Annotated in this window: 20 protein-coding genes; 7 read left to right on the top strand and 13 right to left on the bottom strand. The window is 72.1% G+C overall.

What is annotated here, in order from left to right; genetic code table 11:
* Positions 1–42 precede the first annotated feature (42 nt).
* Positions 43–3,018, bottom strand: a complete 2,976-nt coding sequence (locus ABH920_RS05140) for a UPF0182 family protein (RefSeq protein ID WP_370347324.1) — start codon at positions 3,016–3,018, stop codon at positions 43–45.
* Positions 3,019–3,265: 247 nt separating this feature from the next.
* Between ABH920_RS05140 and ABH920_RS05145 the strand changes: the two genes are divergently transcribed.
* Positions 3,266–3,814, top strand: a complete 549-nt coding sequence (locus tag ABH920_RS05145; RefSeq protein ID WP_370347326.1) for a PPA1309 family protein — start codon at positions 3,266–3,268, stop codon at positions 3,812–3,814.
* Between the two features lie 154 nt (positions 3,815–3,968).
* Here ABH920_RS05145 and ABH920_RS05150 read toward each other — a convergent pair whose 3' ends face one another.
* From ABH920_RS05150 to ABH920_RS05165, 4 genes are all read right to left on the bottom strand, one after another.
* The gene (locus ABH920_RS05150) at positions 3,969–5,039 is read right to left on the bottom strand and encodes a PDZ domain-containing protein (protein WP_370347328.1); all 1,071 of its coding nucleotides are present in this window, start codon (positions 5,037–5,039) and stop codon (positions 3,969–3,971) included.
* A gap of 80 nt (positions 5,040–5,119) precedes the next feature.
* Complete coding sequence (locus tag ABH920_RS05155) at positions 5,120–5,308, bottom strand: hypothetical protein (protein ID WP_194910167.1); 189 nt, start codon at positions 5,306–5,308, stop codon at positions 5,120–5,122.
* Between the two features lie 40 nt (positions 5,309–5,348).
* Positions 5,349–5,792 (bottom strand): molybdenum cofactor biosynthesis protein MoaE, encoded by a 444-nt coding sequence (locus tag ABH920_RS05160; protein ID WP_370347994.1) that lies wholly within the window; start codon positions 5,790–5,792, stop codon positions 5,349–5,351.
* A gap of 41 nt (positions 5,793–5,833) precedes the next feature.
* Complete coding sequence (locus tag ABH920_RS05165) at positions 5,834–6,940, bottom strand: NAD-dependent epimerase/dehydratase family protein (protein ID WP_370347330.1); 1,107 nt, start codon at positions 6,938–6,940, stop codon at positions 5,834–5,836.
* A gap of 97 nt (positions 6,941–7,037) precedes the next feature.
* Between ABH920_RS05165 and ABH920_RS05170 the strand changes: the two genes are divergently transcribed.
* On the top strand, positions 7,038–8,615 hold the full coding sequence (locus ABH920_RS05170; protein WP_370347332.1) for a zinc-dependent metalloprotease: 1,578 nt from the start codon (positions 7,038–7,040) through the stop codon (positions 8,613–8,615).
* A 171-nt stretch (positions 8,616–8,786) separates the two neighbouring features.
* Here the strand turns inward: ABH920_RS05170 and ABH920_RS05175 are convergent, their stop codons facing one another.
* Both ABH920_RS05175 and ABH920_RS05180 read right to left on the bottom strand, forming a co-directional pair.
* Positions 8,787–9,329: a M48 family metallopeptidase gene (locus ABH920_RS05175; protein WP_370347334.1), complete on the bottom strand. Its 543-nt coding sequence runs from the start codon at positions 9,327–9,329 to the stop codon at positions 8,787–8,789.
* Positions 9,330–9,493: 164 nt separating this feature from the next.
* Positions 9,494–10,297: an enoyl-CoA hydratase/isomerase family protein gene (locus ABH920_RS05180; protein WP_370347336.1), complete on the bottom strand. Its 804-nt coding sequence runs from the start codon at positions 10,295–10,297 to the stop codon at positions 9,494–9,496.
* A 105-nt stretch (positions 10,298–10,402) separates the two neighbouring features.
* On the opposite strand from ABH920_RS05180, the gene ABH920_RS05185 reads away from it, so the two are divergent.
* From ABH920_RS05185 to ABH920_RS05195, 3 genes are all read left to right on the top strand, one after another.
* The gene (locus ABH920_RS05185; protein WP_015796484.1) at positions 10,403–10,561 is read left to right on the top strand and encodes a DUF5679 domain-containing protein; all 159 of its coding nucleotides are present in this window, start codon (positions 10,403–10,405) and stop codon (positions 10,559–10,561) included.
* Positions 10,562–10,718: 157 nt separating this feature from the next.
* Positions 10,719–12,005, top strand: coding sequence for a hypothetical protein (locus ABH920_RS05190; protein ID WP_370347339.1), 1,287 nt, complete (start codon positions 10,719–10,721; stop codon positions 12,003–12,005).
* Positions 12,006–12,143: 138 nt separating this feature from the next.
* The gene (locus ABH920_RS05195; RefSeq protein WP_370347341.1) at positions 12,144–14,294 is read left to right on the top strand and encodes a hypothetical protein; all 2,151 of its coding nucleotides are present in this window, start codon (positions 12,144–12,146) and stop codon (positions 14,292–14,294) included.
* Between the two features lie 60 nt (positions 14,295–14,354).
* On the opposite strand, the gene ABH920_RS05200 is transcribed toward ABH920_RS05195, so the two are convergent.
* From ABH920_RS05200 to sigE, 5 genes are all read right to left on the bottom strand, one after another.
* The gene (locus tag ABH920_RS05200) at positions 14,355–15,515 is read right to left on the bottom strand and encodes a hypothetical protein (RefSeq protein ID WP_370347344.1); all 1,161 of its coding nucleotides are present in this window, start codon (positions 15,513–15,515) and stop codon (positions 14,355–14,357) included.
* A 159-nt stretch (positions 15,516–15,674) separates the two neighbouring features.
* Entirely contained in the window at positions 15,675–16,415 is a 741-nt protein-coding gene (locus ABH920_RS05205; protein ID WP_370347346.1) for a hypothetical protein, read from the bottom strand.
* Positions 16,416–16,421: 6 nt separating this feature from the next.
* The gene (locus tag ABH920_RS05210; RefSeq protein ID WP_194916008.1) at positions 16,422–16,853 is read right to left on the bottom strand and encodes a sec-independent translocase; all 432 of its coding nucleotides are present in this window, start codon (positions 16,851–16,853) and stop codon (positions 16,422–16,424) included.
* Between the two features lie 199 nt (positions 16,854–17,052).
* Positions 17,053–17,595 carry an anti-sigma factor gene (locus ABH920_RS05215; RefSeq protein WP_370347348.1) on the bottom strand — a complete coding sequence of 181 codons (543 nt, stop codon included), beginning with the start codon at positions 17,593–17,595 and terminating at the stop codon, positions 17,053–17,055.
* On the bottom strand, positions 17,592–18,395 hold the full coding sequence (gene sigE, locus ABH920_RS05220; RefSeq protein WP_370347350.1) for an RNA polymerase sigma factor SigE: 804 nt from the start codon (positions 18,393–18,395) through the stop codon (positions 17,592–17,594). The genes ABH920_RS05215 and sigE overlap by 4 nt, the downstream gene beginning before the upstream one ends.
* Positions 18,396–18,753: 358 nt before the next feature.
* Between sigE and ABH920_RS05225 the strand changes: the two genes are divergently transcribed.
* A complete protein-coding gene (locus ABH920_RS05225; RefSeq protein WP_370347996.1) occupies positions 18,754–19,389 on the top strand; it encodes an O-methyltransferase in 636 nt (211 codons plus the stop codon).
* Positions 19,390–19,613: 224 nt separating this feature from the next.
* Here the strand turns inward: ABH920_RS05225 and ABH920_RS05230 are convergent, their stop codons facing one another.
* On the bottom strand, positions 19,614–19,781 hold the full coding sequence (locus ABH920_RS05230) for a DUF3117 domain-containing protein (protein WP_015796491.1): 168 nt from the start codon (positions 19,779–19,781) through the stop codon (positions 19,614–19,616).
* A 187-nt stretch (positions 19,782–19,968) separates the two neighbouring features.
* Between ABH920_RS05230 and ABH920_RS05235 the strand changes: the two genes are divergently transcribed.
* On the top strand, positions 19,969–20,754 hold the full coding sequence (locus tag ABH920_RS05235; RefSeq protein WP_370347353.1) for an enoyl-CoA hydratase-related protein: 786 nt from the start codon (positions 19,969–19,971) through the stop codon (positions 20,752–20,754).
* The last annotated feature ends 33 nt before the right edge of the window (positions 20,755–20,787 follow it).

Genomic DNA, 20,787 nt, shown 5'->3' on the forward strand with positions numbered 1-20,787 from the left:
CGACCAAGCGCCGCACCATCCGGCCCCCGCGCCACACGCGTGTCACTTCGGCGGCGGCTGGCCGTTCTCGATGGCCTGAGCTCGGGCGAGGGCCTGCTGGACGGCTTGTTCGGCCTCGCCGAAGGTCTTCCAGTCCGGGGGCGACTTCGCCAGGGCCGCGGCCGCGGTGTTCTGGGCGGCGACGGCGTCCGCGAGGGCCTTCTTCAGGGCGTCGGCCTGGGGGCCGCTGGGAAGCGGGGACGCCGTGGAGCCCGGGGGTGCGGGGTTCTCGCCGGTGGTGGCGCCGGAGCTGCCGCCGAAGATCTCGTCGAGGCCCTGTTGCAGCGTGGGTTCATAGGCCGTCTTGCCGCCGAAGGCGACCAGGACGCCCTTCAGCAGCGGGGCTGTCGTCGGGCCGGCGAGGGGTGGCGCGTAGACCGGCTCCACGGACAGCAGGCCGCCGCCGACCGGGAACGTCAGCAGGTTGCCCTCGACCGTCTTCGGGGCGCTCAGCTGGCTCGCGTAGGTGCTGCGGAACGTGTTCTGGAGCTGTCCGGGGCCCGGCGCCGTAGTACCGGGAGGAAGTTCCAGCACTCTGATCTTGCCGTAGTCCGGGCCGGGGTCGGAGTCCACCGCCATGACCGCCGCCAGGGTGCCGCCGTTGGCCGAGGCCAGGGTCGAGGTGAGGGAGAACGTCGGCGCGCTCTGGCCGGGCATCTGGAGCGTCACGTAGGACGGCGACTGCGGGGGCGGACCGTCGGCGCCGTCCTTCGTCGGGTCGGCCGGGACGTTCCAGAACTCGGTGCCGGCGAAGAACTCCGAGGCCGTGAGCACGTGGTAGCGGCCGAGGAGGTCGCGCTGGGCGGTGAACAGGTCCTGCGGGTAGCGCAGGTGCGCCAGCAGGTCGGGGCTGATCGCCGAACGCGGCTTCACGGTGCCGGGGAAGGCCTTCATCCAGGTCTTCAGGATCGGGTCGCTCTCGTCCCAGGCGTAGAGGGTCACCGTGCCGTCGTAGGCGTCGACCGTGGCCTTCACCGCGTCGCGGACGTAGTTGACCTTGCCGCCGAGCTGCGTCGTCGTCGAGTACGGATACGCCGCCGTGCTCGTGTAGCCGTCCACCACCCACAGGATGCGGCCGCCCTCGACCACCGGGTACGGTGCCGCGTCGACGGTCAGCCACGGCGCCACGGCCCGCACGCGCTGCCCGGGGTCGCGGTCGTACATGATCCGCGAGTCCCTGTTCACCTGGTTGGAGAGCAGGATCTTCGGCTCCCGGAACTTCGCCGCGTACAGCAGCTTCTTCATGAACGAGTTGACCTGCACCCCGCCGTTGCCGCTGTACGTGGTGCTCTGCTGCGACGTCGGCGAGGCGTTGTCGGGATGGTCGAACTCGACCGGCGCGGCCTTCGGCAGGCCGCCGACGATCGAGTAGTCCGGCAGCCCCGGGCCGAAGTAGACGCGCTCCTCGTAGCCGGCGGGGGCGCCGGGGTCCGGGAGGCCCTGCTCGACGTAGTCCGGTGAGCCGTCGGCCAGCACGGCGTCGGTCTTGGCGGCCACGACGCCGTAGCCGTGGGTGTACTTCAGGTGGTCGTCGATCCACGTGTGCTGGGAGCCCGGCACCCCGGAGGGCTTGAGGCCGCGCACGCCGATGACGGTGTCCTGCGTCTTGCTCCCGACCTGGTAGCGGTCCACGGTCAGGTTGTCGGGGAAGCTGTAGAAGCCCTGGCCCTGCTGCTCGTCGAAGGCCTGCGAGACCACCGAGGGATCCACGACCGGGATCTGCGCGACCGTCTTGGCGTCGCCGGACAGCTGGTTCTTCGCGGCACCGGTCGTCGCCGGGTACGGGATCGGCTGGACGCCGTCCAGTCCGTAGGCGGCCCGCGTGGCGTCGATGTTCCGCTGGATGTACGGCGCCTCCTTCGTGCCCTGGCTCGGGTTCACCTGGAGCTGCTGCACCGCCAGCGGGTAGACCCCGCCTATCACCACCGCGGCCAGCACCATCAGCGAGACCCCGAGCGCCGGCAGGGCCCAGACGTGGCCGCCCCGGTCGATGTCCGGCGTCTGGGCCCGGACCAGCAGGCGCACGGCGTTGCCGAGGAACAGCAGCGCGCACAGCACGGCGATCACCAGGAGGATCTCCTTCGCCGGGATGACCGCGTGCACGTCCTTGTACGTCGGGCCGGCCCAGCCGCTGGTGATGGTGGAGGTGGCGACGGACAGCGAGTACCGGTCGAGCCAGTAGGCGTAGGCCTTCACCAGGACCAGGCAGCCGAGCAGGACCGAGATGTGCACCTGCGCGGCGCGGGTCGCCCGGGAGCCGAGGAACCTGCCGGCGGTGCGGGTGCCGGTCGGCGGGGTCAGGGCGACGCCGGCGAACAGGTAGTGCGTGAGGAGCGAGACCAGCAGGCTGAGGAGCACGGCCGCGACCAGGAAGCCCTGAATGTGGCGCAGCCAGGGCAGCGTGAAGACGTAGAAGCCGACATCCTTGTGGAACTGCGGGTCCTCGGTGCCGAACGGGACGGCGTTGGCCCACAGCATGTAGGTGCGCCACGACCCGGCGGAGGACGCGCCGGCGGCGATGCCGAACAGGACCGACACCCCGACCAGGATCCAGGCCAGGAACGGCGCCAGGCCCATGCGGTAGCGGTCCAGCGCCTGCTGCTCCATCGAGACCCCGGTCAGCGGCGGCCGGAAGCGGTAGGCGAGCCAGACGTTGGTGCCGACGGCGGCCGCCATCAGCGCGCCGAAGACCAGGAACAGCACGATCTGGGTGAGCGTCCGGGTCCGGTAGACCGGCCCCGCACCGACCGAGTGGTACCAGAGGTAGGAGGTGTAGACGCCGTCGAAGAGCAGGAAGAGCACGACCAGCACGGCCATGATCACGATGGTGATGGCCAGCACTCTGGTCCGGCGGGGCGGAACGCCGAACGCCACCCGATGGCCGCCCGCGGAACCGAACCTTCCGGATGATCCGGCCGGGTGCCCGCTCCCGTCGCCCCCGGCGTCCCTGTCATCCCCGCCGAAGTTCTCGAACGCCACGGCCTCAGCGTACGCCGAGGGCGGGGCCGGACGGCGGGCGCCGCACGGTGTGTTCGTCATATGGAAAGGCCGGAGCGGCTCGGACGTCGCTGGGGGGCTCCGCGGGGGCGGCACGGCGCGTGGACGGACGTCTCGCCGGCGGCCGGCCGACACCGAGTCGGCGGTCCGCCGCCGCGCAGTCGCCGCTCAGTCGATGCCCGGTCGGCGCCCGTTCGGCGGCATCGGCGAGCCGAGGGACAATGGCGCCATGAGTTCTGTCGCCAGCGTGGCCCTGATGCAGTCCGTCGTCGAGATCGAGCAGCACGTCGCCGCCGACGGCTGGAACCAGCGCCCGCGCATGTTCGCCCTGGTGCCGACGGCCGAACTGCTGATCACGCAGCCCCGGATGGCCGCGGCCCTGGGCCTCACCGACGAGGCCAAGGAGTCCGGCGGCATCCCCACTCTGACCTCGATCGAGCAGGACGGCCTGGCCCTGGACCAGCCCCTGGACGAGATGCTGGCCAAGATGGTCTGGCCGAAGACGGTCGAGGGCTGCGCGCTGGTCATCGAGTCGCAGATGCTGCCGCCGAGCGCCGAGGCGCAGATCCCGCAGGACCTGGAGGGCGCGGCGCTGGAGCGCTGGGTGGCGAAGCACCCGGAGCGGCAGGACGTGCGGATGGCGGTGGCCGTGTTGCGCGACGGGACGCGGCAGGCCGCGATCCGGCTGCGGTCGAAGGACTCGGACATGGAGGTGCTGTCCGGTCCCGACCTGGTGCCGAACCTGGCGACCGCGCTGCTGGGGACGTTCGAGGAGTGAGCGGGCTCCGGGGCGAGAGCAGGCTCCGGAAGGCGCGAGAGCTCCGGGACTAAAGCGAGCTTCGGGAAGTGAACAAGTAAGGGCGGCAGGCCGTATCGGCCCACCGCCCACGTTCCGAGGCCGCCGCGGTCGTCGCCGCAGCGGCCGGGCTACCTCAGCTGCATCCCTGGGGCGTCCCGCCGGCCCGCAGCGTGTTCAGCGCGTTCAGCGCGTCCTGCAGCGTGTTCACCTTCACCAGGCGCAGCCCGCTCGGGGCGTTCTTGGCCGCGTCCGCGCAGTTGTCGGCCGGGGTCAGGAAGACGGTCGCGCCGTCCCGCTTGGCGGCCAGCGTCTTCATCTGCACGCCGCCGATCGGGCCGACCTTGCCGGTGGCGTCGATGGTGCCGGTCCCGGCGATCTTCAGGCCGCCGGTCAGGTCCTGCTGCGAGAGCTCGTCGATGATGCCGAGCGCGAACATCATGCCGGCGCTGGGGCCGCCGACGTTGTCCAGCTGGATCTTCACGCTGAACGGGAAGACGTTCTGGGTGCCCGGCAGGAAGCCGACCAGCGCCCGGGAAGGGCCGCTGTCGTGCGACTGCGTCGTGACCACCGAGACCTGCTGCTGCTTGCCGTCCCGGGTCACGGTGAACACCACGGTGTCGCCCGGCTTGTGCTTCTGGATCAGGGTGTGGACGTCGTCGGGGTTCACCAGCGCGGTGCCGTCCACCGCGTCGATCACGTCCTGCGGCTGCAGCTTGCCGTCGGCCGGGCTGCCGGGCGTCACCGAGTCCACGATCACCTCGGTCTTCACCGGCTTGATCCCCTTGGCGGCCAGCGCCGCGGTGATCGCCTGGTCTTCGGAGTCGTCGAACATCGCGGTGTTCTGCTGGGTCGCCTCCTGCGCGGTCTGGCCCGCGGGGTAGATGACCGTGCGCGGGACCACGATCTTGTCGCTGGACAGCCAGCCGGACAGGACCTCGACGCTGTTCGGCTTGTAGTCCGCGCGGGACACCTCGACGGTGACCATGCGCAGCTGCCCGCCGCTGCCGTGCGGGAAGGTCTGGGTGCCGCTGATGTCGATGACCGGCTTGGCCGGCTGCCCGGAATCCGTGGAGTAGCTGCCCAGCGTGTCGTACGTCGGGCCCGGCGACATCTCCGCGTAGGGCGTCGGGATCAGGAATGCCGACGCCGTGAGCAGGGCGACCGTCGTTCCGGCAAGACTCAGGGTGAGGGCACGGCGCTGCATTCCACAGATGCTATCTGTTGCAGTCTGAAGCGGCGCTGAGACCGGGGTCACGGCCTGCGCGGTGGCACCGTCCGCACGGCCTACACGGGAGGCGCGGCCTCGGCCACCGCGATCGGGTCCTCGTTGGAGATGGCCTCGCGGAATCGCCGGTAGGCGTGGATCGTGTCGTCGTCACTGGGCCGCCGCACGCGGCGGGCAAGGGCGGACACGGCCGCCGCCAGGACCACGGCGCCGACCGGGATCGCCCACCAAGCCAGGATCGACAGCACACCGTGACTGTAACGTACGGATACGTCACCCGCAGTGAACCTAGCAGCCGACCCACTCATGGTCGCCGTCGGCGAACTCCTCGCGCTTCCAGATCGGCACCTGCTCCTTGAGCGTGTCGATGAAGGCGCGGCAGGCCGCGAAGGCCTCGGCCCGGTGCGGCGCGGAGGCCCCGACCACGACCGCGAGGTCGCCGACGGCCAGTGCGCCCACTCGGTGGATCGCGGAGAGCGCGACCACGTCCGGGTGGTCTGCGGCGACGTCCTCCGCGACTTTCCTCAGCAGGTCCGCGGCGGAAGGATGCGCGCTGTAGTCCAGAGAGGTGACGGACCGGCCGTGATCGTGGTCGCGGACGACCCCGAGGAACAGCGCGATGCCGCCGGCGGTCTGGTGCGAGACCGCGGCGACGACCTCGTCGACGGACAGCGGCTCCTCGCGGACGTCGGTGTGGATGGCGGTGTGGATGGCGCTGCGCTCCGCCGCCACGGCCGACTTCTTCTCCTCGATCTCCTCGATCGCGTTGTCGATCACGTCACTGATCCTCCCCCACGGCGCTTGCGCCGTGCCCGCCGCACCAGCGCCGCGGTGCCGACCAGCGCCACGGTGGCGCCGGCCGCGCCGAGACCGGCCGCGGCGTCCTTCTTGCCCAGGCGCCGGGCCAGCGCGGCGTGGTGTCCGTCGATGTCCTCGAGAAGCTGGCCGAACGCTTCCTCGTTCGTAAAGACAGGTTCCCACCCGGCTTCACGGAGCTTCTTGTTCGAGACTGCCCAAGGATGCATCACGTACTGCAGGTCGCTCGCGGGAGCCGGGGTGAGGTGGAGGCGGTGCAGCCGCTCGGCGGCGCCGACCGCGAGGCCTTCGGGGAGCTCCATCCGGCGCATCCCGGAGATCTCCTCGATCTCCTCCTGCGTGAGCCAGCCGTCGGAGGCGACCGGGACGACCCCGTTCACCTTTCCCAACGCCGCGTACTCCAGGGCCGAGAGCAGGTCGTCGATGTGGCAGAATTGCCAGACCGGCTTGGTCCCGCGGACCACCAGCAGGCGCGGCGCCTCGAAGTGCCGGGTCAGATAGGTGTCCACGCCCGGACCGACTATGGCCGCCGGGCGGAGCACGGTGACTGTGAGGCCGGGGTGCGCGCGCGGGGCGATCGCCGCCAGCCGCTCGATCTCCAGCAGGTCGCCGACCAGGGTGCCGTCCGGGGTGGCGCGCAGCGGGGCGTCGTCCTCCAGCGGGAGCGGGTTGTCCGGCAGCGCGCCGTAGACCATGGCCGTGGACAGCAGGACCACATGGTGGACGCCGGCGGCGGCGGCCGCGGTGATCGCGGTCTGCGCGGCGCGGACATTGCGCGCGGTCCGCTCGCGCGGCTCGGAGTTCAGGTCGGAGTCCACCGCCAGGTGCACCAGCGTGTCCACCCCGGACAGACGTTCGGCCAGGTGGGGGTCGGTGACCTCGCCCAGGCGCCAGGTCGCCGGGGCGGCCCCGCGCTCGGCGTCCAGCCCCACCACCCGGCGCACTTCGCCGCCGAAAGCGAGCTTGCCGGTCAGCGCTTCACCCAGCCGGGCGGCCGCGCCGGTGACGGCGATGGTGGGCTTGCTGGTGCGGCCGGGGCGCTTGCGGTCCGGCGAGGAACTCACTGAGGCTCTCCTGTGGTTACGTTAGATGTATAGAGGAAGTCAGTCTCCGCGCTGTTAAACCGATCCTTCTCCCCCGTCGTCCGTGAGGTCGCCCGCCGTGAACAAGAACCCCGAAGACCACAACCCCTCGGACGACGACGAGTCGCAGAACCAGGGTAAGCGCCCGGACGGCCCCGTTGATCCGTTGGGGGCCATGTTCCAGCAGATGTTCGGCGGAACCGGGGCGCAGTCCCCGGGCTCGAACATCCCGGGCATGCCGGACCCGCAGATGCTGCAGATGGTGTTCAGCCAGATCCAGGCCCTGATGACCGGCGGCGGCGACGGCGCCGTGAACTGGGACCTGGCCAAGACCATGGCGCGCAACGCCGTGGCCTCCGCCGGCCCGGACCCCTCGCCCACCGACGGCGAGCAGCGCACCTACGACGGCGCCGTCCAGCTCGCCGAGCACTGGCTGGACCAGGTCACCTCGCTCCCGGCCGGCACCGCGGGCACCCGCGTGTGGTCGCGCGCGCAGTGGATCGAGGAGACCCTCCCGGTCTGGAAGCAGCTGGTCGAGCCGGTCGCCGAGCGGATCACCGCGGCGATGGGCGAGGCCGTCGGCGGCGCGGTCGGCGAACTCGGCATGCCGGAGAACCCGGAGGCGGCGGGCCTGCCGCCGGGGATGGGCGACATGCTGGGCAACCTGTTCGGCGGCGGCGCGGCCCCGGGCGCCGGCTCCGAGGCCGGCCAGCCCGGCGGCGCGAACCCGCTCGGCGGCATGCTCAAGCAGATGGGCACCGCGATGTTCGGCTCCCAGGTCGGCCAGGCCCTGGCCTCGCTGGCCGGCGAGGTGGTGTCCGGCAGCGACATCGGCCTGCCGCTGGGCCCGGAGGGCAAGGCGGTCCTGCTCCCGGCGAACGTGGACGCCTTCGCCGAAGGCCTGGAGATCGACATCGAGCAGGTCCGCCTCTACCTGGCGCTGCGCGAGGCCGCCTACCAGCGCCTGTTCTCGCACGTGCCGTGGCTCAAGCCCCGCCTGCTCGGCGCGGTCGAGGAGTACGCCCGCGGCATCACCGTCGACGCCTCCAAGTTCAGCGAACTGGCGCAGCAGGCCGAGCAGATGGACCTGTCGAACCTGGACCCCTCCCAGCTGGAGAACATGCTGGGCGGCGGCGGCCTGTTCACCCCGGTCGACTCCCCGGCCCAGAAGGCCGCCCTGGCTCGCCTGGAGACCCTGCTCGCCCTGGCCGAGGGCTGGGTGGACGCGGTGGTGCACGCCGCCGCGGCCCCGCAGCTGTCGGCGGCGGACGCCCTGCGCGAGACCCTGCGCCGCCGCCGCGCGGCCGGCGGCCCGGCGGAGCAGACGTTCTCGGCCCTGGTGGGCCTGGAGCTGCGGCCGCGGCGGCTGCGCGACGCGTCGCGTCTGTGGGCGTCCCTGACCGACGCGCGCGGGCTGGAGGGACGCGACGCGGTCTGGTCACACCCGGACCTGCTGCCGACCTCGGCCGACCTGGACGACCCGGACGGGTTCGTGCACGGCCGGGACTCCGAGGACGGGCTGGAGTTCGACTTCTCCGGGCTGGACGAGCTGCTGGGAGGCGGCACCGGGAATGAGGCCAAGGGCGAGTCGAAGGGCGAGACGAAGGGCGACGACAAGGGCCCGGACACCGACGGCGAGGACAAGCCCAAGCAGTAGCGCTGCGTAACAGAAGAGGGCAGGCCCCGCCCACCCAAGGGGGCAGCCCACCCTGATAGATGGAGCGCGCGACGCCGACCAGCCCAGGATGGCATCGTGCGCTCCGTCGGCGTCAACGAAATCGCCGTGAAGTTGCGTCGAACAGGCGAACGGGCGGCTCCCGGCCGCGCCTCAGTCCGCGTCGTCCCCAGCCGCCCCGCCGCCCGCGCTCGCGAACCCCTCCAGAAACCCGCGAGCCCGCTCCGTCTTCGGATACACGCTCATCAGCTCCCAGAACCGCGGCCCGTGGCTGGGCACCAGCAGGTGCGCGAGCTCGTGCAGCAGGACGTAGTCCAGCACGTACTCCGGCATGCCGCGCACCCGGTCGGAGATCCGGATGGTCCCGTCCACAGGCGTGCACGAGCCCCAGCGGGTCTGCTGGTTCGCGACCCAGCGCACGCTGGAGGGCACGGCGCGGCCGTCGAAGTAGCGCATGGACAGGTCACGGGCGCGGCGGGACAGCTCCTCGTCGTCCGGCCGGCGCTTGCGCTCCTGGTCGGCGAGGCGGGCGAGCATCTTGTCGACCCACTGCTTCTCCTCCGCGCGCGTCATCTGCGCAGGGATCAGCACTACGGTCTTGTCGCCGTCCCGGTACGCAGAGACGGTGCGCCGCCGCCGGTTGCTGCGCCGCACCTCGATCTGGGCGCCCTGGTGGGGGGCTTCGTCGAGTCCCACGGCAAGGGACCCTAGCGCGTGGCACCCCCTCATGGCGTTACCGAAATGACACTACGGGGCGTCGGGAACGGCGGAAATCGGATTGTCCACATGCCATGCACAGGTTATCCACAGAGTTATCCACAGGGAGTTCGATCCTGTGGGTTTCCTAACACAAAGGGTGATCACCGGCCGGTGAAGCGTGGCGCGCGCCGCTCCCGCTGGGCCGCGAGACCTTCCTGGAGGTCCTCGGTGGCCATCGTGATCGGCTGCGCCAGAGCCTCCCAGCGCAGCGCCGCCTCGAAGGACTCGTGACCGGCGCCGATCAGCGCCTGCTTGGTGAGCTTCACCGCGACCGGGGCGCCGGCCGCCACGTCGGCGGCGATTCGTTCGATCTCCCCAGGGAAGTCCCCGGCGGGGAACACCCTGTTGTAGACGCCGAGCGCGACCGCTTCGGCGCCGCTCACAGCGCGGTTTGTGTAAAGCAGTTCCCGCGCGTTGGCCATCCCCACAACCTCCGGCAGCAGCCACGTCGCGGCCATCCCGGGGTGCATGCCGAGCTTGGTGAACGGCACCGCGAACTTCGCCGTGTCCACCGCGTAGCGCAGGTCGCAGGCCAGGGCCAGGCACGCGCCGGCGCCCACCGCGGGCCCGTTCACCGCCGCGATGGTCGGCACCGGCAGGTCCCGCAGGCTCAGCCAGATCCGGTAGAACGGCAGCATCTTGTCGCGGAGTTTTTCCACAGGCGCGCCCGGCTCCGCGCCGATCCACCCGAGATCGCCGCCGGCGCAGAAGGCGGAGCCGGCGCCGGTGACGACCACACAGCGCACTTCCTCGTCCTGCGCGATTTCCTGCATAAGCCGCTTCCACGACTCGGTCATCGGCGCGGTCATCGCGTTGCGCCGGTCCGGGTCGTCCAACATCACGGTCAGCACACCATCCGACGTGCGGTTAACGGCCAGGAGGGGATATTCGCGCGACTCAGGCATGGCGTCAGCGTAGCGGTGCGGTTTGGGCCCCGCGCTGCCGTATGGTGTTCCGCGTTCGGGGTGAAAGGTACGTATGGCCTCAGATACGGAAGGTAGTGACAAACCATGGCGGAGTCGTACACCGGGGACGCCTACTGCGTGAAGTGCAAGGAGAAGAAGAACTTCACCGGCGAGGTGAAGGTCAGCGACTCGGGCCGGCGGATGGCGCAGGGCATCTGCCCGACCTGCGGGACCAAGCTCAACCGGATCCTGGGCAAGGCCTGAGGTTCGGCGCACGCAGGCGGCGGCCGGTCCACCGGCCGCCGTACGGGTGAATTAGAGAGCTGACAGGTGCGGGGACCGGGGCGGGTGCCGCAGGCTGGAAGGCAGCGGGTGAGTACGGCAACGGAATGCTTGGGCTGGCACGGTGGGAGGTCGGGGCGTGCGTCCGGTGCTGAAGGCGGGGCTGCGCAGACTGTGGCGGCCCGGCGGCGCGCTGCAGGTGGGGGTGACGCCGGGGCGGTCGTTGCTGCTGAACGGACTGGGCCCGGCCGCGACCGCGTTCGTGGGCGCGCTGGACGGCCGCCGGGACATCGCCGGCCTGCTGGCCCTGGCCGAGGAGATCGGGCTGCCCGGGGCGCAGGCCACGACCCTGCTCGACGTGCTGGCCCGGGCCGGATTCCTGGACGACGCCGGCTACGATCCGGGCCCCGCGCTGCGCGCCCTGGACGTCGCCGAGACCGACCGGCTGGCCCCGGACATGGCGGCGCTGGCGCTGGGCTACCTGGTTCCGGGCGGCGCGGTGCGCGCGATGACCCGGCGGCGCACGGCGGTGATCGCCGTCTACGGATGCGGACGCGTCGGCGCGTCGGTCGCGCACATGCTGGCCGCGGCCGGAGTGGGATGCGTGGTGCCGATCGACGGCGGAAGGGCGCGACCCGCGGACGCGGCGCCGGCCGGGTTCGGCAATCCGCGCGGGCTGAGCCATCGGGACGAGCGGGACGTTCCGGGGCCGCGGCGGGGACGTCCGGCGCAGGCAGCTGACAAGCAGGCGGCCGACAGGACAGCTGCCGCAGCAGAGGCTGACATCAACTCTGATCTCGCCGCCGAATCCGCCGAACCTGCCGAATCCGGTGAATCCGCCGAATCCCCGCTCGCCGCTCCCCCACCGCGTCGCCAGGACCTGGTCCGAGCCCTGATCCGCGGCACGGCACCCGCGACCCGCACCACGCTGCCGACCAACCGCCAGCACCCCGACGTCGCGATCCTGGCCCCGATCGCCGACGGCTACCCCGCGCTGGCCGCCTCGCTCCAGGCCGACGGCGTCCCGCACCTGTCGGTCGAGGTGCACGAGACCACCGGAGTGCTCGGGCCGTTCGTGCAGCCGGGGCGCACCTCGTGCCTGCGCTGCCGCGACCTGTACCGGACGGCGCGCGATCCCGGATGGCCGCGGGCGATGGTGCCGTTCGGCGGCGTGGACGCGGTGCCGGCGGTGGAGGACCGCGCGTGCGACGTCATGCTGGCCACGCTGGTGGCGGTCCAGGCCGCGCTGCACGTCCTGGCCTTCGTCGAGGGCGACCCGCCGCCGACGGTGAACGCCACGCTGGAAGTGGTGCCGCCGTTCGGCGCGCAGACCCGGTACGACCGGCCGTCCCATCCGGACTGCGGGTGCCTGGTCGCCGGAGCCGAGGCGGCGACCGTCGCGCCCACGCCGCTGGTCCGCAACTGACGCCGCGCTCTCGTCCACAGTTGCCAGGGAATTCGTCTGGCCGCAGTGAGTGGACACCTGTCCGTCTCTGAACCCTGTCATTACTCTCCGACGTGTTCGTGGTCCGACTCAGGCACATCACGACGGAGGGGAACACAGATGCGCACAAAGCGCAGCTACGCGGCCGCGGCCGCGCTGGCCGTGGTCGCGGCGACCGCCGGCAGCACGGCGGCGATGACCGGCACGGCCCAGGCACACACCATCGGCGGGGGCGGGGCGGGAGCCGGCGGCTGCCAGCTCGGCGCCGGCGGCTCGGCGGTGAAGCACGTGATCTACCTGCAGTTCGACAACGTGCACTTCACCCGGGACAACCCGAACGTCCCCAGCGACCTGGAGCAGATGCCGCACCTGCTGAACTTCCTGGAGTCGCAGGGCACCCTGGACGACAACCACCACACCCCGCTGATCGCGCACACCGGCAACGACATCCTCACGTCGCTGACCGGCGTCTACGGGGACAAGCACGGCCAGCCGATCGCGAACTCCTACCGGTACTACAACCCGGCCGGGGTGTCGCAGGCCGCCGGGACGTTCGCGTACTGGACCGACGGTGTGGACGACTTCAACACCAGCAACCCGACCGACACCACGCCGACCATGGTCGACCAGAACGGCAAGATCGCCCCGGCGCCGTGGGTGGCCTACACCCGCGCCGGCTGCGACTTCGGGTCGGTCGGCACGGCGAACACGGTGCTGGAGAACACCGGGCCGGACGTGCCGAAGGTGTTCGGCGCCAACTCCCCGGAGGCCGCCGAGGCCGCGGACCCGACCAACCAGAACCTGGCGCAGACCGACTTCGTGGGCATCGGCGTGCACTGCGCGAAGAGCTCCAAGGTGTGCGCCGCGGCCGGCCAGAACGCCAAGCCGGACCTGCTGCCCGACGAGCCCGGCGGCTACACCGGCTACGACGGCCTGTTCGGGGCGAAGTACACCGACCCGGCGATCGACCCGAAGGGCCCGGTCAAGGACGTCTCCGGCGGCACCACGATCGCCGACAGCCTGGGCCGTCCCGGGTTCCCCGGCTTCGACAGCATGTCGGCGGCGAACTCGCTGGGCTACGTCGCGCAGATGCAGGAGGCCGGGGTCCCGGTCACGTACGCCTACATCTCCGACGCGCACGACAACCACGCGGTCGGCGGCGACGCGTACGGGCCCGGCGAGGCCGGGTACGTGGCGCAGCTGAAGGCGTACGACACCGCGTTCGGCCAGTTCTTCCAGCGGCTCGCCAAGGACCACATCAACGCCTCGAACACGATGTTCGTGGTCACCTCGGACGAGAACGACCACTTCGTCGGCGGCAAGCCGAGCCCGGCGAACTGCGACGGCGTGACCGTGCCGTGCACGTACACGCAGACCGGTGAGCTGAACGCGAACGTCAAGGGGCTGCTGGCGACGCAGACCGGGGACAAGACCGCGTACGGCATCCACGCCGACTCCGCGCCGAACTTCTGGGTGAACGGGAACCCGGCGGCGGACGCCCCGCAGACCCGCAGCTTCGAGCACGACCTCGCCGGGCTGACCGCGGACAACCCGCTGACCGGCAAACCGCAGCTCATGGCGAACTACCTGGCCGACCAGACCGAGATGAAGCTGCTGCACATGGTCACCTCCGACCCGCTGCGCACGCCCACCGTCACGGAGTTCGCCGACCCGGACTACTACGTGTACTCCGGCGCGCCGAACTGCTCGTCGCCATGCGTGCAGGAGGAGAACGCCTACGCGTGGAACCACGGCGACTTCTCGCCGGACATCAACACGACCTGGGCCGGCTTCGTCGGGCCGACGTTCCGGAAGCTGGGCGTGACGAACGCGGTGTGGTCCGACCACACGGACCTGCGCCCGACGATGCTGACGGCACTGGGGCTGCGGGACGACTACGTGCACGACGGTGTCCCGCTGGTGCAGTTCATCCGCGCCGACGCGCTGCCCGGCGGCCTGCACGGCGACCAGGTCACGGATCTGGAGGCGGCGTACAAGCAGCTGGACGCGAGCGTCGGGACCTTCGGCTCGGACACGCTGAAGGCGGCGACCGCCGGCATCGAGTCGACCACGCCGAACGACGCGAAGTTCAAGGCCACCGAGGCGGCGCTGACGAAGCTGGGCACGGAGCGCGACGCGCTGGCGCAGCGGATCGCGGACGCGCTGGACCGCGCGGCGTTCCACCACGGGCACGTCGGCGGCGCCGAGGCGTGGGTGCTGACGGCGCAGGCGGACTGCCTGCTGGCGCAGGCTCACACGCTGGCGAGCTGAGCTCGGCCGAGGAAGTGGCGAGGGCCCCGCTCCGGGTGGAGCGGGGCCCTTGCCGATGGTCTAGAGCACGCCGCCGACGACGAGGACGCCGATGACCAGGAGTGTGGCGACGGTGAGGAGGGTGGCACGCTCCTCGATCCAGGGCGCGGTCAGCCGGCGGGCGCCGGTGGCGGCGGCGAGGGTGAGGCCGACCATGACGGCGACGGTGGCGAGGGCGAAGGCGGCGAGGACGCCGAGCGCGGGTCCGATGCCGAGCGCGCCGGCGGTGAGGAAGAGCGGGAGGATGGTGAGGTCGGGGCTGGCGGCGGCGCCGAAGGGGGCCAGGGCGGTCAGCAGGCTGCGGTGGTGGGGCGGCTCGGGGGCGGAGCCGGGTGAGGTGTGGGGCAGGGTCGGCAGGGTGCGGCGGCGGCTGGGGTGGGTTGCGAAGTTTGCCGGGTCGGGTGATAACGGCAGCTCGCGGCGGGGCGCATGATTCTCAGAGCGCGGTGCGCGGCCCGGCAGCAGACTGCGGCGAGGCGCATGATCCTCAGAGCGCGGTGCGCGGCCCGGCAGCAGACTGCGGCGAGGCGCATGATCCTCGGAACGCGGTGCGCGGCCCGGCAGCAGACTGCGGCGAGGCGCATGATCCTCGGAACGCGGTGCGCGGCCCGGCAGCAGACTGCGGCGAGGCGCATGATTCTCAGAGCGCGGTGCGCGGCCCAGCAGCAGACTGCGGCGGGGTGCGTGGGTCGCGGCGTGCGCTGCCGGAGATGGCAGTGGCGGCGAGCCGCGGTGCGGTTCGAGTTCGGGTGTGGCGATCGGTCGTTCGAGCACTGCGGCGCTGCGGCCCGACCGGCGAGTGGCTTGAGCTGGCAGGTGCGGTGTCGCGGCGGCGGGCAGGTCGGCGAGTTCGTGCTCGTGCTCGTCGGCGCAGGAGTGCGCATGCTGATGCCCGCGCCCCGCGACCTCCAACACCGCCAGCGCCACGGCCGTCGCCACCAGCACTCCGCCGACCGCGAGGTCGGCGTGGCGTGCCACTGTCTCGCGGAAGCGGAGGCCCACCGCGGCCAGGGCGGTGCCGAGCAGAACCGACACCACCACGTGCGTCACCGCTGCGGCCAGGGCCAGGCGGGCTGTGCGGCGGGGCGGGTAGTTCCTGGTGCGGGCCAGGAGGGCCAGGGGCATCCAGTGGTCGGGGAGGATCGCGTGGCCGATGCCGATGCCGGTGGCGGCCAGGAGCATGGGGAGGATCGTCACGGCTGCCCCTTGGTGGTCGTCCTCGGCTGGGCGGGGACGCGATGGCGTGCGGGGTCGGGAGGCGGGAACGACGGTGCGGGCGGTGCGAGGGCTGGGCCGGTCTCGGCTTGGCTGGGCTGGACCGGGCCGCCGAGCTCGGCCCGGTCAGCGCGGCAGCGCCTCGTACGCCTCCCAGGCGTCCAGGGTGACCTGCTCGAAGCCCAGGCCGTAGGCCGTCACGCCGCGGCCGTAGGCGCCGAGCCAGCATTCGCGCAGCTCCGCCGCCAGGACCCAGCCGTACTCGCTCTCGCGGTAGCGGAAGCGGGTGGGCTTGCCGTCGACCGGGAGTTGGACCGCTCGCCAGGGGGCGTCGTCCAGGTTCTCGGCGACTTCGTAGGCGAGCTCTGTCTGCTGGTGCAGCCAGTCGCCGCGGAGTGCTTTGTCCACGGCCCAGGGCCAGGCGTCCGACAGCAGGCCGAGGCCCGCGACGGCCGCGAGGGTGGACAGGGTGGTCGGCTCCAGGATGGTCGCGCCGCCTCCGGGGCGGCGGTCCAGGCGGGCCATCGTGACCACGCCGCAGAAGCGGCGGGGGGACAGGTCGTCGGGGCGGCGGGCCGGGTGGTCGCCGTGGCCCAGGGTGCCGTATTCGGCGACGCCGTCGGGACCGAGCATGATCGAGCCCAGCCAGCGCTCGCCCGACCAGGCCTCGTCCAGGCCGTACCACGGGACCGCGGTGCGCTGGCCGGGCCAGGCGTCGGGTTCTGAGGCCGCCAGCGCGGCAGCGGAGATCGAGGCCACCGGCGGGCCGGGGACATGGTCGTCGTCCGCGACCGGCGGCACAGGGCCCGGCTGCGAGGCCGGGCCGACGGGGTTGGGGAAGTCTTCAGTTGAGATGGTGCTGCTCATGGAACCTCACGTCGCATCCGCGTCAAACGGCGGGCGCTCGCCCGCGGCCAGGCGCGGGGCGGGGGCCCGGTAGAGGGCATCGTCCGGGGTCGCGTCGTCCGCGGCGAGGGGCCGTCGGGCTCCCTCGGCCGCACCGCGTATCTCGCTGTTGAGCGAGTCGGTGATGTCCCTGATCTCGCGGAAGTCGCCGTCTTCGGGTCCGAGCACGTGCTTGCGCACGAAGTTCTTCGGGTGCAGGTCGGTCAGCTCCAGATCCTGGAACTCCGGACCCAGTTCCTTCTTCAGGTCGTTCTGGGCGTTGCGGGTGAACTCCCGGAACTGCCGCAGCGTGCGTGCCAGGCCCTGCACCGCGCTGGGCAGCTTGTCCGGGCCGAACAGCATGACGGCCAGGGCCAGCAGCGCGATCAGCTCCAGCGGGCTGATGTCGAGAAACGGCACGGTGGGGGGCTCCTGCTCTGGCGGGCGCGGCCGGTGGCTTTTCCGGTGCTAGCGCTAGCGTAACTCCCGGCCGGGTGGATGCTGGACCCCCGGCGGGTGGATATTCGTCGATCCTTACGCGTCAAGGCTCGGCAATGCCGAGCCTTGACGTCAAGAGCTAGCGCTCGATCACGGTGGGGCCGCGACCTGAGATGTCCGGCTAGTGTCCCGGTCCGTAGGTCACGACCTGAGCCGGCGCCGGCTGGGCCGGCGGGTGCGAGGGGCTGGCGCTGGCGCTGAAGTCGCCGACCAGCCACACCCCGGTCCCCAGCGCCGCCAGCGACACCGCGCCGATCGCCGCGGCCCGCAGGCGCTGCGGGCGCACCGGGGAGCGGCCGGCCGTGGGGCGGCCGGCCGCCGGAGCCGCCGGCGGGCGGATCGGCACGGTCTGGAACGAGAACGGGGTCGGGGCGTTGCCGGGCGCGCCGGTGGGCGAACCGCCGCCGCCTCCGGGCAGCTGCCCGGAGGCCGCGCCGGCCCCGGTGCCGCGGGTGGTGTCCAGGCTCAACAGCCCGAGCATCAGCTCCACCGGCACCTGGGGCGCCGCCATCGCGCCGAGCCGCGACTTCACCTGCCGTTCGACGTCGGCCTCGGCCCGGCACTCGTCGCACTGCGCGAGGTGTCCGAGCATGCGGTCGCGGGTGCCGTGGTCCAGTTCGCCGTCGATCAGCGCGGTCAGGCGGTCTCCGAGGTGCCTGGTCACCGGCGGCCCTCCTTCCCGCCGGACGCCGCGGCGCCGCCGGGGGCCCGGTGTTCCAGGGCGGCGCGCAGCTGGGAGCGGCCGCGGTGGATGCGCGAGCGCACGGTGCCGAGCTTCACGTCCAGGGTGGCCGCGATCTCCTCGTAGGACAGGCCCTCGATGTCGCACAGCACCACGGCGGCCCGGAACTCCGGCGCCAGCGCGGCCAGCGCGGCCTCGATGTCGGCGTCCATGTGCGAGTCGACGAAGATCCGCTCCGGTGACGGCTCGCGGCCGGGCAGCCGGTCGTCGGCGTCCTCGCCCAGGGAGTCGAAGCGGATGCGGGCCCGGCGGCGCACCATGTCCAGGAACAGGTTGGTGGTGATCCGGTGCAGCCAGCCCTCGAAGGTGCCCGGCTGGTAGCTGGACAGCGAGCGGAAGACCCGGATGAAGACCTCCTGCGTGAGGTCCTCGGCGTCGTGCTGGTTGCCGGTCAGGCGGTACGCCAGCCGGTAGACCCGCTGCGAATGGGTCCGGACGATCTCGTCCCAGCTGGGCGGCTCCCAGCCGACGGCCGCGGCGTCCAGGGGCTGCGTCTCCCCCACGCTCGCGACGGCCTCGGCGGGCGTCGTGGTATCGGGGATCGCCTCGCCCCGGCGGTTCTTTTCCAGGGCGGCCTTGCGGGCCGCACGCCGACGACGAAGTTCCCCGAGATCGATCCGCGGTCCAATGGTGTTGACCGGGACGGCTCCAGGATTGCGGGCGCTGTTGGCGTCAGCCACGACGTCCCCACCTCCTATTTCCAGTACCGCACTCATCACCATAGACGCCTGCCTCGCTGCTAAAGGCTGAAAGGAACCTGAGATCGGTCTAAGATCTCCCGGCTCTCCAGACCGTGAGCCACTGTCGAGGACAGAACGGCCGGTCACCGACATGAAGTTCCCGGGGTACGGGTTCCCCCTCGGTGTCCGCTTAGAGCGATCAGACAACCCGATCCCGCCGGCCCCGGAACCGGCCGCCCGCTGCGGCGCGCCCGCCGCCGGCGTCCCGCGGACTGTCCGCCGGACAGTCCGACGTGGTATGCGCGCGGCCGGGTGGCTACGCTCTTGATGCCCAGTAGCAACCAACCGACCAGATCCCGGCCGACCCCGGCGCCGGGACCCGCGACCCTCGGAGGCCGTCATCCCCAGTCACCGGCACGCCAGCCTGGCGTATGCGGAGGGGTACGTCGCCGAGGACGACGTCCTGGTCTCCGCGCGCCGCGAGGCGCGGCGGCTGGGCATCGTCCCGGTCGAGCCCGGCACCGGCGCGGCCCTGCGGCTGCTGGCCGCCACGCTCGCCGCCCGGTCGGTGGTCGACGTCGGCACCGGCGCCGGCGTGTCGGGGATATACCTGCTGCGCGGGATGCGCCCGGACGGGGTGCTGACCACCGTGGACGAGGACACTCAGGGTTCGCAGGCGGCCCGCCGGGCCTTCGCCGACGCCGGCTTCGCGGCCAGCCGCACCCGGGTGATCGGCGGCGCGTCCGGCTCGGTGCTGCCGCGGCTCGCCGACGGCGGCTACGACATGGTGTTCTGCGGCGGGCCCGGGACCGACCACCTGGCCGGCTACGAAGAGGCCCTGCGCCTGCTGCGGCCCGGCGGACTCGTGGCCTTCGACGGGGCGCTCGGCCAGGACCGCGTGGTCGACCCGTCGATCCGGGACGCGCGCACCTCCGCGCTGCGGTACCTGCACCGCCAGGTCGCCGAGGACACCCGCCTGCTGCCGGCGCTGCTGCCCACCGGCGACGGGTTGCTGTGCGCGGTGAAACGCCCGTAGGAAACCGAGAACCCCGCACGATGCCGCGTCGCGGCCCGGCGGGGAAACCCGGGAAACCGGCGTCGGCACCGGACCCGACACGGAAGGCTCTGACCGAGTGGGGCTCGGTCCGGCCGGGTGGCGGAGTGAGAAGGAACACGTGGTAGGGGACGCCGGACCCCGGCCGTTCGGGGGCCAGACGTCACTGGTGGGACGAACGGGGTGGCACGAATGGCGGCGCCGGGCTAACCGACGACCCCCTTGATCGCCTCGCCGAGCGCCGCGGCCTCCTCTGCCGACAGCTCAACCACGAGCCGGCCGCCGCCTTCCAGCGGAACCCGCATCACGATGCCCCGTCCCTCTTTGGTCACCTCAAGCGGGCCGTCACCCGTCCGCGGCTTCATCGCCGCCATGCTCGTTCCCCTTCCTAGGAGCCAGCTCTCAACCAATCCATTATCCCGCACGCGCCCGGATTGGGTTCCGGTGTCGCCGCGGGAGGCCCGACTGAGTAGCTTCGTCAGAGTCTGCAAACAGTTCTACCGGACGCGACCAACACTGGTACATGCCTGGAAGCCGATAAGGCGGAGAGTGGGACCCCCTATGTCCGACAACGTTGTCTACGACGTCACCGAGGGTGTCGGCACCATCACCCTGAATCGCCCGGACGCGCTGAACTCGCTCGACAGTGCGACGAAGGCGGCGCTGCGGGACGCGGCGACAGCGGCGGCGGCGGACGGCTCCGTTCGCGTGATCGTGCTGCGCGCCACCGGGCGCGCCTTCTGCGTCGGACAGGACCTGCGGGAGCACGCGGCCTCGCTGGAGGCCGGCACCGGGCTGGCGGACACCGTGCGCGAGCACTACAACCCGCTGCTGCGGGCCCTGACCTCGGCCCCCAAGCCGGTGATCGCCGCGGTGAACGGCGTGGCGGCCGGCGCCGGCGCGGCCCTGGCCTTCGCCGCCGACCTGCGGATCGCCTCCGACAAGGCGGCCTTCAACCTGGCCTTCGCCAACATCGGGCTGACCGCCGACTCCGGCGGTTCCTGGACGCTGCCGCGCCTGGTCGGCCCGGCCAAGGCGCTGGAGCTGCTGATGCTGCCGGAGACGATCGGCATCGAGCAGGCCGCCGAGCTGGGGCTGGTGCACCGGGTGGTGCCGGCCGCGGACTTCGACGCGGCGGTCGACGAGCTCGCGGCGCGGATGGCGGCCGGGCCGACCGCGGCCTACGCGGCGCTGAAGCAGGCGGTCGGCTTCGCGCTGACGCACACCCTGGACGAGACCCTCGACCTGGAGGCCGACCTGCAGGACGCGGCCGCCGCCACCGAGGACCACCGCAACGCGGTGCGGGCGTTCCTGGCCAAGGAGAAGCCGACCTTCACCGGGCGCTGACCGGCGAGCCCGGCGCAGCCGCCAGCACTGGGA

It is taken from the genome of Catenulispora sp. EB89 (assembly GCF_041261445.1).
Taxonomy (GTDB): domain Bacteria; phylum Actinomycetota; class Actinomycetes; order Streptomycetales; family Catenulisporaceae; genus Catenulispora.

Coding starts and splice junctions, on each gene's coding strand:
- ABH920_RS05200 (WP_370347344.1), bottom strand. CDS start 15,515: ATGCTCCTGGCCGCCACCGGCATCGGCATCGGCCACGCGATCCTCCCC.
- sigE (WP_370347350.1), bottom strand. CDS start 18,395: ATGGTGATGAGTGCGGTACTGGAAATAGGAGGTGGGGACGTCGTGGCT.
- ABH920_RS05150 (WP_370347328.1), bottom strand. CDS start 5,039: ATGCAGCGCCGTGCCCTCACCCTGAGTCTTGCCGGAACGACGGTCGCC.
- ABH920_RS05145 (WP_370347326.1), top strand. CDS start 3,266: ATGAGTTCTGTCGCCAGCGTGGCCCTGATGCAGTCCGTCGTCGAGATC.
- ABH920_RS05185 (WP_015796484.1), top strand. CDS start 10,403: ATGGCGGAGTCGTACACCGGGGACGCCTACTGCGTGAAGTGCAAGGAG.
- ABH920_RS05205 (WP_370347346.1), bottom strand. CDS start 16,415: ATGAGCAGCACCATCTCAACTGAAGACTTCCCCAACCCCGTCGGCCCG.
- ABH920_RS05230 (WP_015796491.1), bottom strand. CDS start 19,781: ATGGCGGCGATGAAGCCGCGGACGGGTGACGGCCCGCTTGAGGTGACC.
- ABH920_RS05180 (WP_370347336.1), bottom strand. CDS start 10,297: ATGCCTGAGTCGCGCGAATATCCCCTCCTGGCCGTTAACCGCACGTCG.
- ABH920_RS05235 (WP_370347353.1), top strand. CDS start 19,969: ATGTCCGACAACGTTGTCTACGACGTCACCGAGGGTGTCGGCACCATC.
- ABH920_RS05195 (WP_370347341.1), top strand. CDS start 12,144: ATGCGCACAAAGCGCAGCTACGCGGCCGCGGCCGCGCTGGCCGTGGTC.